20 protein-coding genes are annotated in these 18,975 nt (G+C 44.4%); 11 read left to right on the top strand and 9 right to left on the bottom strand.

Annotated features, from left to right (window positions below; all coding sequences use genetic code 11):
* Positions 1–89 precede the first annotated feature (89 nt).
* The 3 genes from Q338_RS08050 to Q338_RS08040 are packed head-to-tail and all read left to right on the top strand — an operon-like array spanning position 90 to position 4,701.
* Complete coding sequence (locus Q338_RS08050; RefSeq protein WP_051968515.1) at positions 90–305, top strand: hypothetical protein; 216 nt, start codon at positions 90–92, stop codon at positions 303–305.
* Positions 306–355: 50 nt separating this feature from the next.
* On the top strand, positions 356–1,996 hold the full coding sequence (locus Q338_RS15025) for a site-specific DNA-methyltransferase (RefSeq protein WP_211249439.1): 1,641 nt from the start codon (positions 356–358) through the stop codon (positions 1,994–1,996).
* Positions 1,997–2,034: 38 nt separating this feature from the next.
* The gene (locus tag Q338_RS08040; protein ID WP_211249438.1) at positions 2,035–4,701 is read left to right on the top strand and encodes a DEAD/DEAH box helicase; all 2,667 of its coding nucleotides are present in this window, start codon (positions 2,035–2,037) and stop codon (positions 4,699–4,701) included.
* 49 nt (positions 4,702–4,750) lie between these two features.
* Here the strand turns inward: Q338_RS08040 and Q338_RS08035 are convergent, their stop codons facing one another.
* From Q338_RS08035 to Q338_RS08020, 4 genes are all read right to left on the bottom strand, one after another.
* Positions 4,751–5,365 carry a thermonuclease family protein gene (locus tag Q338_RS08035; protein ID WP_034294015.1) on the bottom strand — a complete coding sequence of 205 codons (615 nt, stop codon included), beginning with the start codon at positions 5,363–5,365 and terminating at the stop codon, positions 4,751–4,753.
* A gap of 90 nt (positions 5,366–5,455) precedes the next feature.
* The gene (gene ffh, locus Q338_RS08030) at positions 5,456–6,829 is read right to left on the bottom strand and encodes a signal recognition particle protein (RefSeq protein WP_034294014.1); all 1,374 of its coding nucleotides are present in this window, start codon (positions 6,827–6,829) and stop codon (positions 5,456–5,458) included.
* A gap of 382 nt (positions 6,830–7,211) precedes the next feature.
* On the bottom strand, positions 7,212–7,685 hold the full coding sequence (locus Q338_RS08025; RefSeq protein ID WP_034294012.1) for a TlpA disulfide reductase family protein: 474 nt from the start codon (positions 7,683–7,685) through the stop codon (positions 7,212–7,214).
* A gap of 184 nt (positions 7,686–7,869) precedes the next feature.
* Positions 7,870–8,115: a hypothetical protein gene (locus Q338_RS08020; RefSeq protein WP_034294010.1), complete on the bottom strand. Its 246-nt coding sequence runs from the start codon at positions 8,113–8,115 to the stop codon at positions 7,870–7,872.
* 235 nt (positions 8,116–8,350) lie between these two features.
* On the opposite strand from Q338_RS08020, the gene mltB reads away from it, so the two are divergent.
* The 3 genes from mltB (at position 8,351) to Q338_RS08005 (ending at position 10,587) form a co-directional block, all read left to right on the top strand.
* Positions 8,351–9,451 carry a lytic murein transglycosylase B gene (mltB, locus tag Q338_RS08015; RefSeq protein WP_034294008.1) on the top strand — a complete coding sequence of 367 codons (1,101 nt, stop codon included), beginning with the start codon at positions 8,351–8,353 and terminating at the stop codon, positions 9,449–9,451.
* Positions 9,448–10,086 carry a GDSL-type esterase/lipase family protein gene (locus Q338_RS08010; RefSeq protein ID WP_034294007.1) on the top strand — a complete coding sequence of 213 codons (639 nt, stop codon included), beginning with the start codon at positions 9,448–9,450 and terminating at the stop codon, positions 10,084–10,086. Before mltB ends, Q338_RS08010 begins: the two co-directional genes overlap by 4 nt.
* Before the next feature lie 237 nt (positions 10,087–10,323).
* On the top strand, positions 10,324–10,587 hold the full coding sequence (locus tag Q338_RS08005) for a PepSY domain-containing protein (protein ID WP_034294005.1): 264 nt from the start codon (positions 10,324–10,326) through the stop codon (positions 10,585–10,587).
* 84 nt (positions 10,588–10,671) lie between these two features.
* Here the strand turns inward: Q338_RS08005 and ykgO are convergent, their stop codons facing one another.
* Positions 10,672–10,797: a type B 50S ribosomal protein L36 gene (gene ykgO, locus Q338_RS08000; RefSeq protein WP_034294003.1), complete on the bottom strand. Its 126-nt coding sequence runs from the start codon at positions 10,795–10,797 to the stop codon at positions 10,672–10,674.
* A 3-nt stretch (positions 10,798–10,800) separates the two neighbouring features.
* Entirely contained in the window at positions 10,801–11,073 is a 273-nt protein-coding gene (locus Q338_RS07995) for a type B 50S ribosomal protein L31 (RefSeq protein WP_034294000.1), read from the bottom strand.
* 155 nt (positions 11,074–11,228) lie between these two features.
* Here Q338_RS07995 and Q338_RS07990 point away from each other — a divergent pair, with 155 nt between their 5' ends.
* Together Q338_RS07990 and pcnB are read left to right on the top strand one after the other, a co-directional pair.
* The gene (locus Q338_RS07990) at positions 11,229–11,453 is read left to right on the top strand and encodes a YdcH family protein (protein WP_034293999.1); all 225 of its coding nucleotides are present in this window, start codon (positions 11,229–11,231) and stop codon (positions 11,451–11,453) included.
* A gap of 290 nt (positions 11,454–11,743) precedes the next feature.
* Positions 11,744–13,069: a polynucleotide adenylyltransferase PcnB gene (pcnB, locus tag Q338_RS07985; protein WP_034293996.1), complete on the top strand. Its 1,326-nt coding sequence runs from the start codon at positions 11,744–11,746 to the stop codon at positions 13,067–13,069.
* Positions 13,070–13,235: 166 nt separating this feature from the next.
* On the opposite strand, the gene Q338_RS07980 is transcribed toward pcnB, so the two are convergent.
* The gene (locus tag Q338_RS07980; RefSeq protein ID WP_034293993.1) at positions 13,236–13,754 is read right to left on the bottom strand and encodes a copper chaperone PCu(A)C; all 519 of its coding nucleotides are present in this window, start codon (positions 13,752–13,754) and stop codon (positions 13,236–13,238) included.
* Positions 13,755–13,999: 245 nt separating this feature from the next.
* Here Q338_RS07980 and Q338_RS07975 point away from each other — a divergent pair, with 245 nt between their 5' ends.
* Positions 14,000–15,490 (top strand): alanine/glycine:cation symporter family protein, encoded by a 1,491-nt coding sequence (locus tag Q338_RS07975; RefSeq protein WP_034293991.1) that lies wholly within the window; start codon positions 14,000–14,002, stop codon positions 15,488–15,490.
* Positions 15,491–15,718: 228 nt separating this feature from the next.
* On the top strand, positions 15,719–16,933 hold the full coding sequence (locus tag Q338_RS07970) for a uracil-xanthine permease family protein (RefSeq protein ID WP_034293989.1): 1,215 nt from the start codon (positions 15,719–15,721) through the stop codon (positions 16,931–16,933).
* A 160-nt stretch (positions 16,934–17,093) separates the two neighbouring features.
* Here the strand turns inward: Q338_RS07970 and Q338_RS07965 are convergent, their stop codons facing one another.
* Positions 17,094–17,912 (bottom strand): substrate-binding periplasmic protein, encoded by an 819-nt coding sequence (locus tag Q338_RS07965; protein ID WP_051968556.1) that lies wholly within the window; start codon positions 17,910–17,912, stop codon positions 17,094–17,096.
* 214 nt (positions 17,913–18,126) lie between these two features.
* On the opposite strand from Q338_RS07965, the gene Q338_RS15525 reads away from it, so the two are divergent.
* Positions 18,127–18,282 (top strand): IS1/IS1595 family N-terminal zinc-binding domain-containing protein, encoded by a 156-nt coding sequence (locus Q338_RS15525; RefSeq protein ID WP_455549944.1) that lies wholly within the window; start codon positions 18,127–18,129, stop codon positions 18,280–18,282.
* Positions 18,283–18,650: 368 nt separating this feature from the next.
* Here Q338_RS15525 and Q338_RS14860 read toward each other — a convergent pair.
* Positions 18,651–18,975 (bottom strand): transposase (locus Q338_RS14860; RefSeq protein WP_034293987.1); only part of this gene is annotated, 325 nt, incomplete at its 5' end.

Here is an 18,975-nt window from a genome sequence, read left to right as displayed (position 1 = left end):
GATTGTTGATTTGTTTGATATTTCAGGCAGCCTAAAAGGTTTTCAGGCTGCCTGAAAAGCACATTGTTTTGAAATAAGGAACTGAAATTATGCCTTTATTAGATTGGTCGGGCAAAGAACAAGCCATACGTACAGCACAAAAAAGTCCATATCGCTTATTGATTGAAAATAAAGAGTATTCTTATGGCACAGCCAGCCAGCCAGCCAGCCAGCCAGCCAGCCAGCCAGCCAGCCAGCCAGCCAGCCAGCCAGCCAGCCAGCCAGCCAGCCAGCCAGCCAGCCAGCCAATTATACTGAAAATTTAATTGAAAATCAACAAACTAATGATGATAATCTGATTATTCAGGGCGACAATTTGGACGCACTGAAATCTTTGCTGCCGTTTTATGCAGGCAGCGTCAAATGTATTTTCATAGACCCACCCTATAACACGGGTTCGGCATTTTCTCATTACGATGACAATTTGGAACACAGCCTGTGGCTGAATATGATGTATCCGCGCTTGGAATTGTTGCGCGAACTGTTGGCGGAAGACGGCAGCATTTGGATTACGCTGGACGACAACGAAAGCCATTATTGCAAAATCATGTGTGATGAAATTTTTGGGCGGAATAATTTTGTGGCGAATTTGATTTGGGAAAAGAAACGTAAACCATCTTATCTAAGTAAACTAGGAAAAGTTACAGATAATATTTTATGTTATGCAAAAAATAAACAATATTTGAATGATTTAACATATAGTGAAACTTCGGGAGAAGAAACTTATCCCTTATATAATGCAGGAAATACACGTGCTGAATTGGTTTTTCCACCAAAATCTATTTTATTTTTGAAACATCAAGATGGTGTTTATCCACCAGCCACTTATCAAAAGAAAACCAGCACAGTTCATTTACTTTCTGATTTAATTATTGAAAATCAATGGAATAAAAATGAAATTCGTATAGAAGGTGAATGGCGTTATTCACAGAAAACACTTACGGAACAATTAGCCAATGGTGATTATTATGTGATTAAAAGTTTAGATTTTAGACCTCGCCGTGTCTTTGAAAGAGAGAGTGAAAAGAAAAAAATTCATAATTTAATCAGTAGAGCGCATTATGATATGGCGACTAATGAAGATGCTTCTGCCGAACACTTGGCTTTGTTTGATGAAGAATTAGCAGAAAATCCATTTGATTATCCTAAACCTGAAAAACTAATTCAATTTATTATTACATCATCAACAAACGAAGGCGATTTGGTTTTAGACAGCTTTCTCGGTAGCGGCACAACCGCAGCTGTTGCCCACAAAATGAACCGCCGCTACATCGGCATTGAAATTGGCGAACACGCCAAAACCCATGTTGTGCCACGTTTGCAAAAAGTGATTGATGGCGAACAAGGTGGTATTTCTACCAGCAAAGAAGTTTTTGCATTGGAAAATGATGATTTGCAAGACTTGGATTTGGATATTGATGATGTAAAAACTTTTCATTATGTTTTAAAAACAATTGGCAAGGAAACAGATTTAATCAGTAAAGAAATACTGGAAAAATTAAAAAATGCCACTAAAACCAAAAAAATCAAAAGTGAAAGTGTATGGCAGGGCGGCGGCGCATTCCGTTTTTGTGAATTGGGCGTACCTGTGTTTGATGAATACGGTTCGCTCAATCCTGAAATTAAATTTGCGGATTTGGCAGCGTACATTTGGTTTTTGCAAACGAAAACGCCTTTTGCGTTTTCAGGCAGCCTGAAACCGTCCACGCCCTTGATTGGGGAACATGAAAACACGGTTTACTATTTGTTGTACAACGGTATTTTGGGCGATAAACGTCCGCAATTTGGCAATGTTTTGACAGCGAAAATTTTGGCGGATTTGCCCCATTTGGCGGATTTTGTTGCACAGGGCAAAACGCTTGTGGTTTATGGCGAAGCGTGTCGTGTGGGCGATGAAACCTTGCGCCAAAACCGCATGGTGTTTAAGCAAATTCCTTATCATGTTACGGATAAATGATTTCAGGCTGCCTGAAAAACAAAAAGAGACTATCAATCATGCAATTAAAACAATATCAACAAGATGCTTTGGGCAAATTATCCGAATTTTTGGCATTAAGCCGCGATATGCAGCCTGAAAACGCTTTCGCGCAAATGTTGCCCGATATGCGCTATAAAAATCCTGATAATCAATGGTCTATCCCCTATGTTTGTGTGCGCATTCCGACTGGTGGCGGTAAAACGCTGTTGGCGGCGCATTCGGTGGCGCGTGCAGCAAACGATTATTTGGATTGTGAACGCCCCGTTGTGTTGTGGCTGGTGCCGAGTAAAACGATTAAAGCGCAAACGGTTGATGCTTTAAACAAGCGAACACACGCTTATCGTGCTGCTTTGGATTCGGCATTCAATCGTGAAGTGCTGGTGTTGGACGCGGAACAGTTTACGCAAATCAAACCGCAAGATTGGGGCAATAAAACCATTGTGATTGTGTCCACCATTCAAAATTTCCGTGTTGATGACACGAGTGGACGCAAAATTTACGCGCATCATGAAGATTTGGAAAACCATTTTTGCAGGCTGCCTGAAAACGTGTTGCACAATTTGGAAAAAATTGGCGAACAAGATTTAAGCGAAAATGGCTTAACCCAGCAAAATCTGGGGAAAGTCAAATGTTCGTTTGCCAATTTGTTGGCGGCATATCGCCCACTTGTGATTGTGGACGAGGCACACAATGCGCGTACAGCTTTGACTTTTGCCACTTTGCGCCGCGTGAATCCGTCTGCGATTGTGGAATTTACCGCCACGCCCAATGAAGACAAACATCACGGCAGCAACATCATTTATCACGTTGGTGCGGCAGCCTTAAAAGCGGAACAAATGATTAAATTGCCCATTTATGTGCAAGACCACAGCACACGCAGTTGGGAAGAAATTGTGGATAGGGCAGTGTTGCAACGCGCTGATTTGGCTGCCAAAGCGCAACATGAAGCCGACTACATTCGCCCGATTGTGCTGTTTCAAGCAGAAAACAAAAATGGCGAAGTTACCGTAGAAAAATTGCGCGACTACCTTTCAGGCAGCCTGAATATTGCGCCCGAGAAAATCGCGGTGGTTACAGGCACACAACGCGAATTGGACGGGATTGATATTTTGTCGCCCACTTGCCCGATTGAATTTGTGATTACGGTGGAAGCCTTGAAAGAAGGTTGGGATTGCCCGTTTGCCTATGTGTTTTGTTCGCTGCAAAACGTGCATTCCGCCAAAGATGCGGAGCAATTATTGGGGCGCGTGTTGCGTATGCCGTATGCGAAAAAGCGCACGGTGGAAGATTTGAATTGGGCATACGCGCATTTGTTGTCGCCCCAATTTGGGCAAGCGGCGGCAAGTTTGACCGATAAATTGGTGAATATGGGTTTCAATCATTTGGATATTGCCCAAATTTTACGCAATGATTTGGCGCAACAAGCTGATTTGTTTGACGATGATTTACCCCATTTGCCAAAAGCAAGCAGCCAAACCATCAGCGTATTTGAATTAAACAGTGTGCCAGATGTGGCTGTGCTGCCTGAAAACCAACGCGCTCAAATCACTTTGACCACGCAAAACCATGAAACCGCCATTGTGCAAATTTCAGGCAGCATTACACCCGAAACCGAAAAATGGCTGTTGCAACATTCGCCAAACGGCAAAAAACGCGAAGCCTTGAAAACGCAAATCGCGGTACACAATCAAAAAATTGAGTTGGCAAAATCGCCGTCCGAACGCGGCGAAATTTTCCCCCAATTGCCGCAAATGTGCGTGCATCATCAAGGCGAATTGGCTTTATTTGAATCCAAATCTTTGCTGAATTTATTGGGGTGGAACATCAATGATTATCCTGCCGAATTGGATTTTCAGGCAGCCTGCAATCATTTGCAATTCAGCATTGATGTAGATGATACAACCGTGTTTTACCAACAAGCAGAACGCAGTTTGCAAATTCAAGACCGTTTTTTAGATGTGTCGCAAAATGATTTGCTTAATTGGTTGGACAGAAAAATCGTGCATGATGATACGCCACGCAGCCAAATGTTGCCGTTTTTAAGGCGGATTGTGGACAATTTATTGAGCAAACCCAATCTGCAATTGGCGGATTTATTACAAAATAAATTTGCCTTGGCGCGCGCGATTGAAAACTTGATGAACCGTTATCGTGAACAAGCCATGTCGCAAGGTTATCAACAAACTTTGTTTGATGAGCAAGCTCAAGTGCAAGCCTGTTTGGATGCACAATTTTGTTACACCTTCACGCCTGAAAATTATGTGCCACAACAGCCGTTTTATGCAGGCAAATACCGCTTTAACAAACACTTTTTTCCCGAAATTGAAAATTTGAAAGACAAAGGCGAAGAATTTGATTGCGCCCAAATCATTGATACGCTGCCTGAAATCCAATATTGGATACGCAATCCCGATTTAAGCGGACGCGGTTTTTGGCTGCCTTTATCGGGTGTGCGCAACAATCGTTTTTTTCCTGATTTCATTTGCCAATTACACGATGGGCGGATTTTGTTGATTGAATACAAAGGCGAACAGCTCGCCAGCAACGATGACAGCAAAGAAAAACGCTTGATTGGCGAATATTGGGCAAAGATGAGTGGCGGTAAATGTTTGTTTGCCATGATTGTGAAACAAGATGAACGTGGGCGAGATATGCGGCAGCAGATTTTGGCAGTTATTTCTTAATGATGAATGATGTAGGCAGCCTGAAAACTTTTCAGGCTGCCTAAAATATTCACTCCCCCGCTTGCTGCTTATCCCGATTGCGCTGCTGTTTGCGATAATCCCAAGGGGCTTGCGGTCGCGCAAATTGCCACAAACCCAAACGTTTGGCTTGCGCCGCCTGCATCGCCGCTTGATAACGCGCAAAATCCGCCGCTACTTGCGATTTCGCATATTCCGTGTAATGCCACGCATTGCCCAACGCAATTTGTTGATAATTCACATCTTCGCCATTGTGGGTGATGATGGCGACTTCGCGTTTGTAGCGGTCAATGTCTTCCACTTGCACCTGCACAGGCTGCCGTTCCAAGCGTTCACGCAATGCCGCTTGGCTGTCCATGCCGTAATTTTGCTTGGTTTCGGGCGCGTCTATGTACGCCAAACGGATTTTGTGTTGTGCGCCGTGTGCGTCTTGCACCGTGATGGTGTCGCCGTCTGCGATTTTTAAGACGGTGGCGGTGTATTGTTCGCCTTTGGTGGCGCGGGCTTTGCTGGGTTGATTGGTTTGAGTGGTGGGTGTGGGCTGCGTTTGCGGCAATTGTGGGCGCGAAGCCGTTTCAGGCAGCGTACACGCATTCAGCGACACCAGCACACTCGCCAGCACAAACCATTTTGTTTTCAAAAACATAATGACTTTTTCCATAAAATAAATTGAATTGATTGGCAAAAAAGTTTTCAGGCTGCCTGAACAATAAAAGGCAGCCTGAAAACCATATTATTACATATTCGGGAACATGCCTTTCATGCCCTTCATGCCTTTGGCTAAACGCATTAATTTGCTCATGTTTTTGCCGCTAAACATTTTCATCATTTGTTGCGATTGCTCAAATTGCTTCAACATCTTATTCACATCTTGAATGCTCACGCCTGCACCTGCGGCAATGCGGCGTTTGCGGCTGGCTTTGAGCAGGGCAGGGTTGGCACGTTCTTTTGGTGTCATGGAATTGATGATGGCTTCCACGTGTCCCATCGCTTTTTCCGCCGTGCCTTCGGGGATTTTTTTGGACAATTCGCCCAATTCCCCTGGCATTTTGGACAATAAATTTTCAAAACCGCCCATATTACGCATTTGCTGAATTTGCGCTTTAAAGTCATTTAAATCAAAGGATTTGCCTTTATTTAATTTTTGCGCCATTTCTTTGGCGACTTCTTCGTCTATGCCCTTTTGCACGTCTTCCAGCAAGGTCATCACGTCGCCCATGCCCAAAATACGGCTGGCAATGCGCTCGGGGTGGAACGGCTCTAAACCATTGATTTTTTCACCGACACCAATAAATTTAATCGGTTTACCCGTAATCTGGCGTACCGACAATGCCGCACCACCACGCGAATCGCCGTCCATTTTCGTCAGCACTACGCCTGTGAGTGGTAGGGCTTCGTTAAACGCTTGCGCTGTGTTTACCGCGTCTTGCCCCAACATTGCGTCCACCACAAACAGGGTTTCCACAGGATTTAACGCTGTGTGAATGGCGCGAATTTCCACCATCATCTCCGCGTCAATTGCTAAACGACCTGCTGTGTCCACCATCAACACATCGTAAAAATGTTTTTTCGCATATTCTTGGGCAGCGCGGGCGATTTGGACAGGTTGCTGCGTATTGTCGGACGGGAAAAAGTCCACTTTCACTTGTTCCGCCAACAATTTCAATTGTTCAATCGCGGCTGGGCGGTACACGTCTGCTGATACCAGTAAGATTTTCTTTTTCTTGTCTTGGTCTTTCAATAATTTGGCTAATTTGCCGACTGTGGTGGTTTTACCCGCACCTTGCAAACCTGCCATCAAAATGGTCGCTGGTGGCGTGGCGGCTAAATTCAGGCTGCTGTTTTCCTTGCCCATTAATTCAATCAGGGCTTGATTGACAATGCCGAAAAAGGCTTGGTCGGGAGTAAGATTGTCAGCGACTTCATGACCGAGTGCGCGTTCTTTGATTTGATTGACAAAATCTTTCACAATCGGCAAAGCCACGTCCGCTTCCAAAAGAGCAAGGCGTACTTCGCGCAGGGCTTCTTTGATATTGTCTTCGGTAAGGGTGGATTGACCGCGTATATTTTTGAAAATTTTGCTAAAGCGTTTGGTTAAATTATCTAACATGGTTATTCCTGTGAAATAAGGGGCGTGTGGGGTTTGCAGGCTGCCTTTTCATACACGACAAAAATATTTGGATTACCTGAAACCTGTCTCCTCCCACGCTGGTGGGGGTTAGGGTGAGGGTGGCTTGTTGATTTTCAAGAAAATGAATGTATTGCCCTGATTGCCCCCACTCTAGCCCTCCCCAGTTGGAGACGGGGGAGGGGACAGATGGCTGTAAAATTAAAAATTGTTGTACTAAACGGCTGCCTGAAAAACCATTCCACTTGTTTACAAAATAAAAATTCGCCAAATTTTAACACAAAATACTTTCAGGCAGCCTGAAAGCCAAAAAATCCACCCAAATCGTTCGATTTAAGTGGATTTCGTTCAACAAAGTAAGCAATTATTTTTTACATGCGGTTTGGGCGCGTTTCACGGCGGCGTCCAAAATTTCATAGGTCAATTCGCCCAAAATGCGCCCTTCGTGTCCACATTTGGGCGCGCGCACCACTGTAAACGGCAGCCCACCCACCGTGTTGCCAAACGATTTCATCATTTGACGGCTATTGGTGCCTGTATAACGCCAAATTGGATATTTAACAGGCACTTCGCGCAAAAACTTATTTACATTTTCCTGCGTGTCCAGTGCAATGCCAACCATTTCCACTTTTTGTTTTTTGCCTGTTTTGGCATACCATTTGCTCATATCAGGCATTTCCTTGCGACACGGCGCACACCACGCCGCCCAGAAATTAATCACCTGCACATCGGCATTGGCGAAAGTGGCGGGTTTGTTGTTTTTGTGTTGCACCAAATCGTTGGCTTGAGCAGCAAATGCAGTCAGAGCAATCGTGGCAGTAAAAATGAGTTTTTTCATGAACTTAATCCTTGTTTTTAGGGGAATGAGATGAGTCAATATTGTAACATTTTCAGGCTGCCTGAAAATGGTATAAAACGCTCAATAATGTGCAAATTTATGAAAAATCAGTAAATGAATCAGTAAATAAAAAATATGCGACACATTTTCAGGCAGCCTGAAAATCCATCGCACATTTTCTGAATCAGGACAACGCCCAACCGCTAATAATCATAATATTGTCTTCTTCGTTCAGGGTGCAGGTGAACCCTTTTTGGCGGTAATACACCAGCACGTCTTGCATATTGGTCGCATCGCCAATGTAAACGTGGCATTCGCGTTTGCCATAGCCAACTGCGGTGCGTAATTCGCCGTCTATGTCGTTGAGCAATAATTGATTTTGGATTTCCCAAAGCCGAATAAATTGGCTTTTTGCAAATTCAATATCCATAATATTTCCCTGTAAAATAAATCAAAAATGAATTGAAGAATTATACCCATAAATAGGGTATCATCGGGGGGCTTTTTAGAGAATGCAGGACAGTTTGTGGCATAATATTCACGCTTTCAGGCTGCCTGAATGCAAAGCTATTTTAAAAGCAATTTGTGTGCCGATTTGGGCAAACATCAGAAATCATCATTCAAAAGTTAAAAATGAATAACGAGAAAAGTAAAAGGTATCTTAAATGAAAAAATTTTCCCCTGTTTTAATTGCCGCCATTTTGGCAGCCTGTAGCGCAGAACAACAAAAACCCAGCACCAAAAATACAGTGAAGCAACCCGAAACCAACGGCAAAATCACACATTCCACACAAGCCGACAATTTGCGTCCATTTTTTAATCAGCCTGCTGACAGTGTCGCATTGACGGGCTTTTTAGCCAATCCGAATGTGCAAGCGTTTATCCGCTATCAGGTGCAACACAATGGCATGAATGAAGCGGAATTACAACAATTTTTCAGCCAAGTGAATCATCGCCAAAGTTTGATTGACACAATGAATCGCCCTGGCACATCTCGTCCATGGTATGAGTTTCAAGTGGGCAACAGCAGCCAAGCGAAAATCAACGCAGGTCGCAAATTCTACGCACAAAATCGTGCCGTGATTGACCGCGCCGCCATGCAATATGGCGTACCGCCTGAAATTATTGTTGCCATCATCGGCATTGAAACCAATTATGGCGTAAACAAGGGCAATGTGCGCGTGGCGGATTCATTGGCAACTTTGGCGTTTGACTATCCCCGCCGTGGCGAGTTTTTTCAAGGCGAATTGGTGGAATTTCTGAAAATGACCAAAGAAGAAAATCGCAATCCCTTTGATTTTACAGGAAGCTTTGCAGGTGCGATGGGTTTGCCACAATTCATGCCCTCCAGCTACCGCAAATGGGCGGTAGACGCAGATGGCGATGGTAAACGCAATATTTGGCACAGCACACCTGACGCTGCCGCTTCTGTTGCCAGCTATTTGAAAGGCTATGGCTGGCAGTCGGGTGGCAAGATGATTATTCCCGTTTCCCTGCAAATCACGCCCCAATTGCAAGCCATTATTGATGAAAAAACAGCGTTAAATTACACCGTAGCCCAATTGAAAAACATGGGCGTGGTGCCATTGCAGCCTGTGTCAGACAATGAAAAAGTGGTGTTATTCCGTTTGGAAACCGAGCCGAATTATTATGAATACTTTATTGGCTTGAATAATTTTTACACCATTTGGCGATACAACAACAGCCGCATGTACGTTACCGCCGTGCGTGATATTGCCAACGGTGTGGGTGGGGGCGGCTTATGATGTTCACACAGCTTAATCGCCGTCAATTTGTACAATTGGGTTTGGCAGCGATGGCATTGAGTGCGTGCGGTAACAACGACAAGCGTTACGGCAAAATCGCCAAAGGCACAACCGTGTTGGCATTGGGCGACTCGCTGACCGCAGGCTATGGCGCGGCGGCGGGTGCGGATTACCCAGCGCAGCTTGCCAACAAAACGGGTTGGAACATCATCAATGGCGGCGTGTCGGGCGACACGACCGCAGGCGCGTTGTCCAGATTGCCTGATTTGCTGAAAAAAAATCCGCGTTTGGTGATTGTCAGCATAGGCGGCAATGATTTTCTGCGTAAAGTCCCCGAAAGTGAAACCCGCGCCAACATCAGCGAAATATTGAAACTGATTAAACAGAAAAATATTCCTGTGGTGTTGGTGGCGATTCCGTATTTCACGGCGGCGGCTTTGGTTGGCAGCGTGAGCGAACACCCAATGTATGACGAATTGGCGGCGCAACACGATGTCCCCTTGTTCAAAGGTGCGTGGGCGGAAGTGCTGGGCGATAAGTCTATGAAATCCGACCAAATTCATGGCAACGAAAAAGGCTATGCGTTTTTTGCCGATAAATTGGCGAATTTCTTGAAGAAAAAAGGGTTTTGGTGATTTTCAGGCTGCCTTTTAGTACACGACACAAAACAGTAGGGTGCGCCGTGCGCACCAATTTCACTATAATATTTAAATGATTCAGCCATTTGGTTCGCACGGCGCACCCTACATTTTGGCGATTGGAAAAATTGTTGTGTACGGTCAGGCAGCCTGAAAAAAATAAACCAGCTAATTTTGTCCTAATTTTTCCCGTGTATCATGCCCATATTCTCAATACACACAAGGAAAAATCACATGAAAACCCAATTATTGATTGGCTTAACCTTAATCTGCGGCGCAATGAGCGCACACGCCGCGCCCGCTAAAATCTCCCACGACCGCGCCGTACAAATCGCCAAACAACACATTGGCGGCGGACGTGCCACCGATGTAGATGTTCATCGCAACGGCACATATTCCGTAGAAATCCAAAAAGGTTGCTATCAATACGAAGTACGCATTGATAAAAATGGGCGCGCTCGCACGGTGGAAACGGATTATGATTGCGACAATGATTAACTATTGATATAAAAAAACACGTTTCAGGCAGCCTGAAACGTGTTTTTCTTTCCCCAAATGGTGTTATCTCAAGAATGCGGCAATTTATCGCTGACGGGCTTTTAAGCGCGGATTGGATTTACAAATCACATACACTTTACCCTTGCGGCGCACCACTTGGCAATCACGATGGCGCGTTTTGGCGGTTTTTAATGATGATAATACTTGCATGATTTACTTACCTTTTTTCAAAGCAGACATCATGCCTGCATAGCGTTGATTGAATTGGCTGGCTCGACCTTCTTTGTTGTGTTCGCGCTGTTTGCCTGTGTAGGCTGGGTGGCTGGCGGACGAAGTGTCCACATAGAATACGGGGTATTCTTGCCCATCTTCCCACACACGGGTTTGGTTGGTGGGGGCGCAAGAGCGAATCAGCCAACCTGTTTCCGCGCTACTGTCGTAAAAAAGCACGGTGCGATAATTTTCTGGGTGGATATCGGGTTTCATTGTTTTCACCTTTGAGATTGAAGTTTTAAAATTGTTATGGTATAACATTATTTATGAATTGGCAAGCGAAAAATAAAGCTAGCTTCTGTGCTTGAATTTCTATACAATATAAACAAAGAAGTTTCCCTGAACCCTTGAAATAGAAAGGCATTGCTATGTTTCCAGAATACCGTGATTTGATTACTCAATTAAAAGGTAAAGATGCACATTTCACTCGTTTGTTTAATGAGCATAATGATTTGGACGAAAAAATCAGCAATTTGGAAAACAATCCCGTAACCCATGAAACGGCGGCGGAAGAAATTCACAAATTGAAAGTGCAAAAACTGGCTCTGAAAGACCAATTGCACGAAATTTTGAAAAAAGCGTCTGCCGCCTAATTGCTTGATTATTTGATTTAACTCATTTAATATGAAACACTTGGTTTTTCTTGAAACCAAGTGTTTTTTGTTTTCAGGCAGCCTGAAATCTTTGCCAAAGGTTTTGGGATAGTCATTTCAAATGAAAATAATACCGCGTTGCCAGCTCCCTTATGTACTCGGTGTACACGGCGGTTGCTGTCGCCTTGTCTTATTCTCATTTGAAACGACTATATATAATATAGAATCTTTGGCAAAGATGATTTCAGGCAGCCTTTTGGTTAAAAAATTTTTAATAAAAAGAGCTGTTTATGTTAAAAAAAATGATAGGCACGGTGCTGCAAAAGCGGCGGCGCAAAAACGCTTTGCAGCATGAACGCCATGCGGTACATCTGGCTTTGCCCCCTACGGCGGCGGAAGATGTGATTCGTAAATTGGTGAAAGCGGGTTTTGAAGCGTATTTGGTGGGCGGTGCGGTGCGCGATTTGCTGCTGGGCGTGCGCCCGAAAGATTTTGATGTGGCGACCAATGCCACGCCCGAACAGATTACGGCATTGTTTCGGCGCAGTCGGATTATTGGCAAGCGTTTTCCGATTGTGCATGTGTTGGCGGGGGCGGAAACGGTGGAAGTCAGCACGTTTCGCAGTGGGCAATCGCGGCAAAATACGCATGGGCGAATTATGAAAGACAATGCCTATGGCACTTTGGAACAAGATGCGGTGCGGCGCGATTTTACTTGTAACGCTTTGTATTATGACGTGATTCATCATCAAGTGATTGATTTCCACGATGGTATAAAGGACATTGCCGCGAAAAAATTGGTGATGATAGGCGACCCGAGTGCGCGTTATCAGGAAGACCCTGTGCGTATGCTGCGAGCGGTGCGTTTGGCGGGCAAATTGGGTTTTGTGGTGGACGCGGACACGGCTGCGCCGATTACGGAATTGGCGGATTTGTTGAAACACGAGCCTGTGTCGCGTTTATTTGATGAAATGCTGAAAATTTTGTTTTCGGGCAATGCGTTGGGCTGCCTGAAACAGATTGACGAGTTGGGTTTAAATTCGCGGATTCACCCGATTTTGACGGCTTTACAAAATGTGCAAGATAAACCGATGATTTTAAAATCATTGCAGCAAACGGATTGGCGTTTGCAGCAGGGCAAATCGGTGTCTATGGGTTTTATTTTGGCGGCGATGTTTTGGGAAGACGTGGCGGCGCGTTGGACGAGTAAACAGGAATATATGCCTTACACGGCGGCTTTGGCTTCGGCGGTGAGTGAGTTGCGCGATGAATTGGAACGCGGTTGGGGCATGCCGCAACATTATTCGGCGACCATGCGTGAAATTTGGTTGTTGCAAGCGAATTTTGATTCGCGGCGTGGCGCGAAGCCGTTTAAATTTTTGGCGCAACCGCGTTTTCGGGCGGCGTATGATTTTCTGTTGATTCGGGCGGAATTTGGTGAAGTGCCGCAGGAATTGGCAGATTGGTGGACAGCGTTTCAGCACGGCAATGAGCAAACGCGCAACAATATGGTCAGCGCACAAAACAACACGCCCAAATCGCCCAACGAAGCCCCCAGCAAGCGCAAACGCAAACCGCGTAAACGCAAACCAAAACCCAAAGCGGTAGAAGAATAAATATAGTGAATTCAATTTAAACCAGTACAGCGTTGCCAGCTCCCTTATGTACTGTGTGTACACGGCGGTCGCTGTCGCCTTGTCCTGATTTAAATTGAATCCACTATAAAAACAGGCAGTCTGAAAAAGGATTCCCCCCTTTTCAGGCTGCCTGAATGTATTTTAATTAATGATGTTCGCCATGCGCGTGGTCATGATGGTCATGGTTGTGGTGTTCGCCATGTTGGTGGTCATGCTGGTGTGGGGCGGCGGTTTTTTGGATTTCTTTCACGGTGGCGGTGATTTTTTTCGCTTTACCGTTTTTAAATTTCAATGTGATGGGGATTTTTTTCCCTGCTTTCATTTCTTGTTTCAAACCAAAAAACATAATGTGATATGAGCCTGGTTTCAATTCCACCACTTCGCCTGCGGGCAGGGGAATGCCGTCTTTTACTTCACGCATACGCATCACGCCATTTTCATTGATGTGCGTGTGCAATTCGGTGCGTTCGGCAAAGCGTTTGCTCACGCTTGCGCCCACCAATACATTGTCTTTAGCATCGGTGTTTTTCAGGGTAACAAATGCACCGCTTTGTTGCACGCCCGATACCACCGCGCGTGCGTAGGCATTGTGCGCTTCTACGCCTTTGGCAAACACAGGTTGTGCCAACAATGCAGTTGCCAAAATAAATGTCATTTTTTTCATCATGAATTTTCCTTTGTATTGAAAGAAGAGGGGAGAAATTACACAGAATTTTAACATGAGTATTTAATGAATTTTTGTGTTGAATCAAAATTTACCTATTTTTAGGCAGCCTGAAAATGGATTCTTTGCCAACTTATTTATTTCCCAAACGAAAAATATTCAGGCTGCCTGAAAAATTTTATATTACAATCCACATTTTTTTTGGCAAAATAAAAAGATTATTTCACTTTTTAGAGGTTTAACGTATGTATAACAAAGAATTAGCATGTTCTGCGCAAGAAAATTTCATGAGCACGGTGCATTGTGCGGTGAATGCGGTCAGCAGCCCGTTGTGGGATTGGCTGGTGTGGATTTTGGTGGGTGTGGGTTTGTTTTTTACGGTGATGACGGGTTTGGTGCAATTTCGTTTACTCGGTCGCAGCATTAAAGAAATGACAGGCAGCCGTCAAAATCCGCAAGACCCACATGGCATTACTGCTTTCCAAGCCTTTGTAACGGGTTTGGCGAGCCGCGTGGGGACGGGCAATATTGCTGGGGTGGCGATTGCGATTACGGTTGGTGGACCAGGGGCGGTGTTTTGGATGTGGCTGACGGCGTTGATAGGCATGAGTTCGGCGTTTGCGGAATCCAGTTTGGCGCAATTGTTTAAGATTCGGGATAAACACACGGGTTTGTTTCGTGGTGGACCTGCGTATTATATGGAGCAGGGTTTGGGACAAAAATGGCTGGGGATTGTGTTTTCCATCAGTTTGATTTTGTGTTTTGGTTTGGTTTACAACGCGATTCAGTCTAATGTGATTGGTTTGTCTGTACAATCGGTTTCGGGTTTGGACGAAGCGGCTTGGAAAGCGAAAGATTTGCACCTGATGGTGGCGGGGATTTTGGTGATTTTGACTGCGCCGATTATTTTTGGCGGCGTGAAACGTGTGGCGCGTGTGGCGGAAGCGGTGGTGCCATTGATGGCGGCTTTGTATTTGCTGATGGCTTTGTGGGTGATTATGACCAATTTGGGTGGCATACCTGCCATGTTCCAATTGATTTTCACAGACGCGTTTACGTTTAAAGCGGCAGGCGGTGGTTTATTGGGCGGATTGATTTCACAAGCAATGATGTTGGGGATTAAACGCGGCTTGTATTCCAATGAAGCAGGTCAAGGTTCTGCGCCCAATGCGGCGGCGGCGGCTGATGTGAAACACCCTGTATCGCAAGGTTTGATTCAAATGCTGGGTGTGTTTGTGGACACGATTATTGTGTGTTCATGCACCGCGTTTATTATTTTGTTGGCAGACCCTGCGGTGTTGGCGGCGGCAAAAGGCAATGGCATGATGCTGACCCAAACGGCTTTGGTACACCATGTGGGCGAATGGGCAAAATATTTCTTGGCGGTGATTTTATTATTGTTCTGTTTTTCCACCATTATTGGTAACTATGCTTACGCCGAAGCGAATGTGCAATTTGTGTTGAACAATAAGGCGGTGCTGACGGTGTTCCGCATGTGCGTATTGGGTTTTGTGTATTTTGGTGCGGTGAGCCAATCCGATGTGGTGTGGGACGCGGGCGATTTGATGATGGGCATTATGGCATTGATTAATTTGATTGTGATTGTCCTGTTGTACAAACTGGTGTTGCTGCTGCTGAAAGATTACACGGTGAAATTAAAATTGGGCAAAGAGCCTGAATTTAAATTGTCCGAACACCCTGTTTTAAAACGAAAAATTAAAACGGATATTTGGTAATCAGATTTTCAGGCTGCCTGACAATACACAACAAAACTCATGTAGGGTGCGTATTACGCACCAAAATGCTAATGATTTAAATGATTTGCTGCGTGGTACGCACCCTACATTTTAGGTATTTGTAAAAATTGTCTTGCACCCAAAGGCAGCCTGAAAAATCTTCGCTTTCAGGCTGCCTTTTTGTGTATAATTCGCGCCGTTTGCATTTTTCATACGGAATTTTACACAATGTTACATCATGCTAAAACCGCGATTGCGGGCGCACAAATTTTGTTTGTCGCATTTGGCGCAACGGTGCTGGTGCCTTTATTAACGGGATTGAATCCTGCGCTGGCTTTGCTGGGTGCGGGTCTCGGTACTTTACTGTTTCAGTTGATTACGAAACGCAAAGTGCCGATTTTTTTGGGCTCATCGTTTGCGTTTATTGCGCCGATTATTGCCGCCAAGCAGCAATGGGGCGTGGGCGCGACCATGTTTGGTTTGTTTGCGGCAGGCTTCATGTATTTTGTGTTTGCCGCTTTGGTGCGCTGGCGTGGTTTGGAGGCGGTGCATAAATTGTTGCCGCCTGTGGTCATTGGGCCTGTGATTATGGTGATTGGTTTGTCGGTGGCGGCGGCAGCCAGCAGCATGGCGGTGGGCAAGGGCGGCGACACGCAAGTGGTGGCATATGGCACGGCGATTATTTTGTCGGCATTCACGTTTGGGGTAACGGTGGTGGTTACTGTGTTTGGCAGCAAAATGATGAAGTTGATTCCGATTTTGATTGGGGTGTCGGCTGGCTACATTTTGGCGGCAATCATGGGCGAAGTGAATTTTCAGGCTGTGATGGACGCGCCATGGTTTGCCGTACCCGAGTTTACCAAGCCCGAAGTGAATTGGTCTGCGGCATTGTTTATGCTGCCTGTGGCGATTGCGCCTGCGATTGAACACATTGGTGGCATTATGGCGATTGGCGCGGTTACGGGCAAGGACTACACCAAAGACCCTGGTTTGGACAAAACCTTGGCAGGCGATGGTTTGGGCGTGTGTGTGGCGGGTTTGCTTGGCGGGCCTCCTGTTACCACTTATGGCGAAGTAACAGGCGCAGTAATGATTACCAAAAACAGCAACCCTGTGATTATGACGTGGGCGGCGATTTTTGCGATTGGCATGGCGTTTTTGGGGAAATTCAATGCGTTTTTGGCGTCCATTCCGTTGCCAGTGATGGGTGGTGTGATGTTGTTGCTGTTTGGCACGATTGCTTCTTTGGGATTGAAAACGCTGGTGGACGCGCAAGTGGATTTGATGAAACCCAAAAATCTCGTGATTGTCAGCAGCACTTTAACGATTGGTTTGGGTGGCATGGTGGTTCAGGCTGGCGACATTGCTTTGGCTGGTGTGGGTTTGTGTGCATTGGTGGCGATGTTATTGAATGCGGTGTTGCCTGACCGTATGGAGAATTGAAATTGAAAAAGGCAGCCTGAAATGATTTTCAGGCTGCCCAAAATCAAATTCTCAATCTCCATCATGCTGCAGTGAAATTGTGGTGCAAGTGATTATCCTATAGCAGATTTCTTATTTAAACAAATGCTTAATTTATTCTTTATCCTAAACTTTCGTTAAATTATTTGGTAACAGTATTGGCTTTGGGATACCATTTATCAATGATTTTTTGATAAGTACCATCTGCGCGGATATCATCAATACCTTTATCTAATTTGGCTTTTAATTCAGTATTGCCTTTTTTCATCACAAAGCCGAATGGGATTTTACCTGACTTTTCATCCGTTACCGTGTAGTAAGCAGGATTATCTTTGAAATAGGTGTGCAATACACTATCTACATCATACAAAGCAACTGCTTCACCTTTATTTACAGCAGTCAAACCCAAATAAACGGTTTTGACCAAAACAGACTGATTGGTAATTTCAGTGGCGTGTAATTGAGTTTGGGATAAGCTATTTTCTTGTACCGCAATTGGTTTATTTTTCAATTCACTCCAAGATTCCACTTTTACTTTATCACGATTAAGTAAAGCCACCCAATTACCTTCTAAATAAGGTTTAGAGAATTCGTATTTTTCCAAACGTTCAGGGGTAATATTGACACCAGTTGCAACAATGTCAGCACGACCTTCATCCAGATTTTCTAATAAACCAGTCATATCATGTGGCAAAAATGTTAATGTAAAACCTTGTTTTTTAGCAATCTCATTTAATAAATCCATATCCATACCAATCAAGCTACCATCTGCCGCACGAGTAGCAAAGGGTGGATAGGAATATTGGCTTACCACTACATAATTAGGTTGTTTACCAGTAGGCGTACTGCTAGCAGCAGATTGTTGGGTATGGGTTGGTGTTACCATATTATTTGGGTTGTTGTCGCAGGCTGCCAAAAACATGAATGGCAATACGCCGAATAATTTCCAATGGGATTGCATAGTGTTATTTTCTTTCTTAAATTATGAACACAGGTTCTATAGTGAATTCAATTTAAACCAGTACAGCGTTGCCAGCTCTCTTATGTATATGGTGTATACGGTGGTCGCTGTTGTCCTGTCCTGATTTAAATTGAATTCACTATAATATTTTTGGTGATGTCCTGAAAAGGTGCTGTGAAAAATTTCCAAACAAAAACAGAGAAGAGAAGGTATATTGTGGGTTGTAAAAACACAAATTACCGTATTATTGTCCTCGCTGCCAAGTACGCAATATAATATAAAGAAAAAAGGCTTTTCTGGCAATCAAAAACAACGTTATGCTTGCAAAGATTGCAAAAGTCGTTTCATGGACAACCATAATCTTACTTAAAAAAGGTTGTTATTCGTAGGCAGATAATCTGATTTGGAAAATGACCGCTCAATATAAACAGTACAGCGTTACCAGCTCCCTTATGTTACACAGTGTACACGGTGGTCGCTGTCGCCAATTGAATCCAATATAATCATGCTATTTCATACAGCCTTAAAATGGTGGGTGCAAGTACCCACACTAGGCAAATCATTTATTTTCATGATGATTTTAATTTTCTTATCCCAAGTTCGCTTTACTGTCAGGCTGAAACCTTTGAAAAACCCCTAAAATTTGATTTTTAAAAATTTTAATATTTTGAATTTTAAGGAATTTATTTTTCAAAAAAGTTCAAAAAATGAGGTTTGGCAAAGGTTTCAGGCTGCCTTTCAGTACACGACAAAAAATCGGACGACCTGTTTTGGGTTTGAAAAATAGTCCAAAGTTGCCATCATCAACATGGCAGCTTTGGCAAGCTGCTCTAAACCAACACGAAAAATACCTTGCGATAAACGTTCATGAGATTTAGGTTTAATTGGATTCAGTGCATGTTGCCAACGCCCGATGACATAAGCCCAAGCCAATGTAACTGCCAGAATCGCAAACAACTTTTCCATTTTAACAGGGTCAGTCATGTGCGTGGCTTCCAAGTCAAAACCGCGTTTTTTCAGGCAGCTAAACAGCATTTCAATTTGCCAACGCTGACGGTATTTA

The organism is Alysiella crassa DSM 2578 (assembly GCF_000745955.1).
Classification (GTDB): Bacteria; Pseudomonadota; Gammaproteobacteria; order Burkholderiales; family Neisseriaceae; genus Simonsiella; species Simonsiella crassa.
The sequence above is the reverse complement of the archived record's forward strand: the minus strand, read 5'-3'. Positions and strand labels throughout refer to the sequence as shown.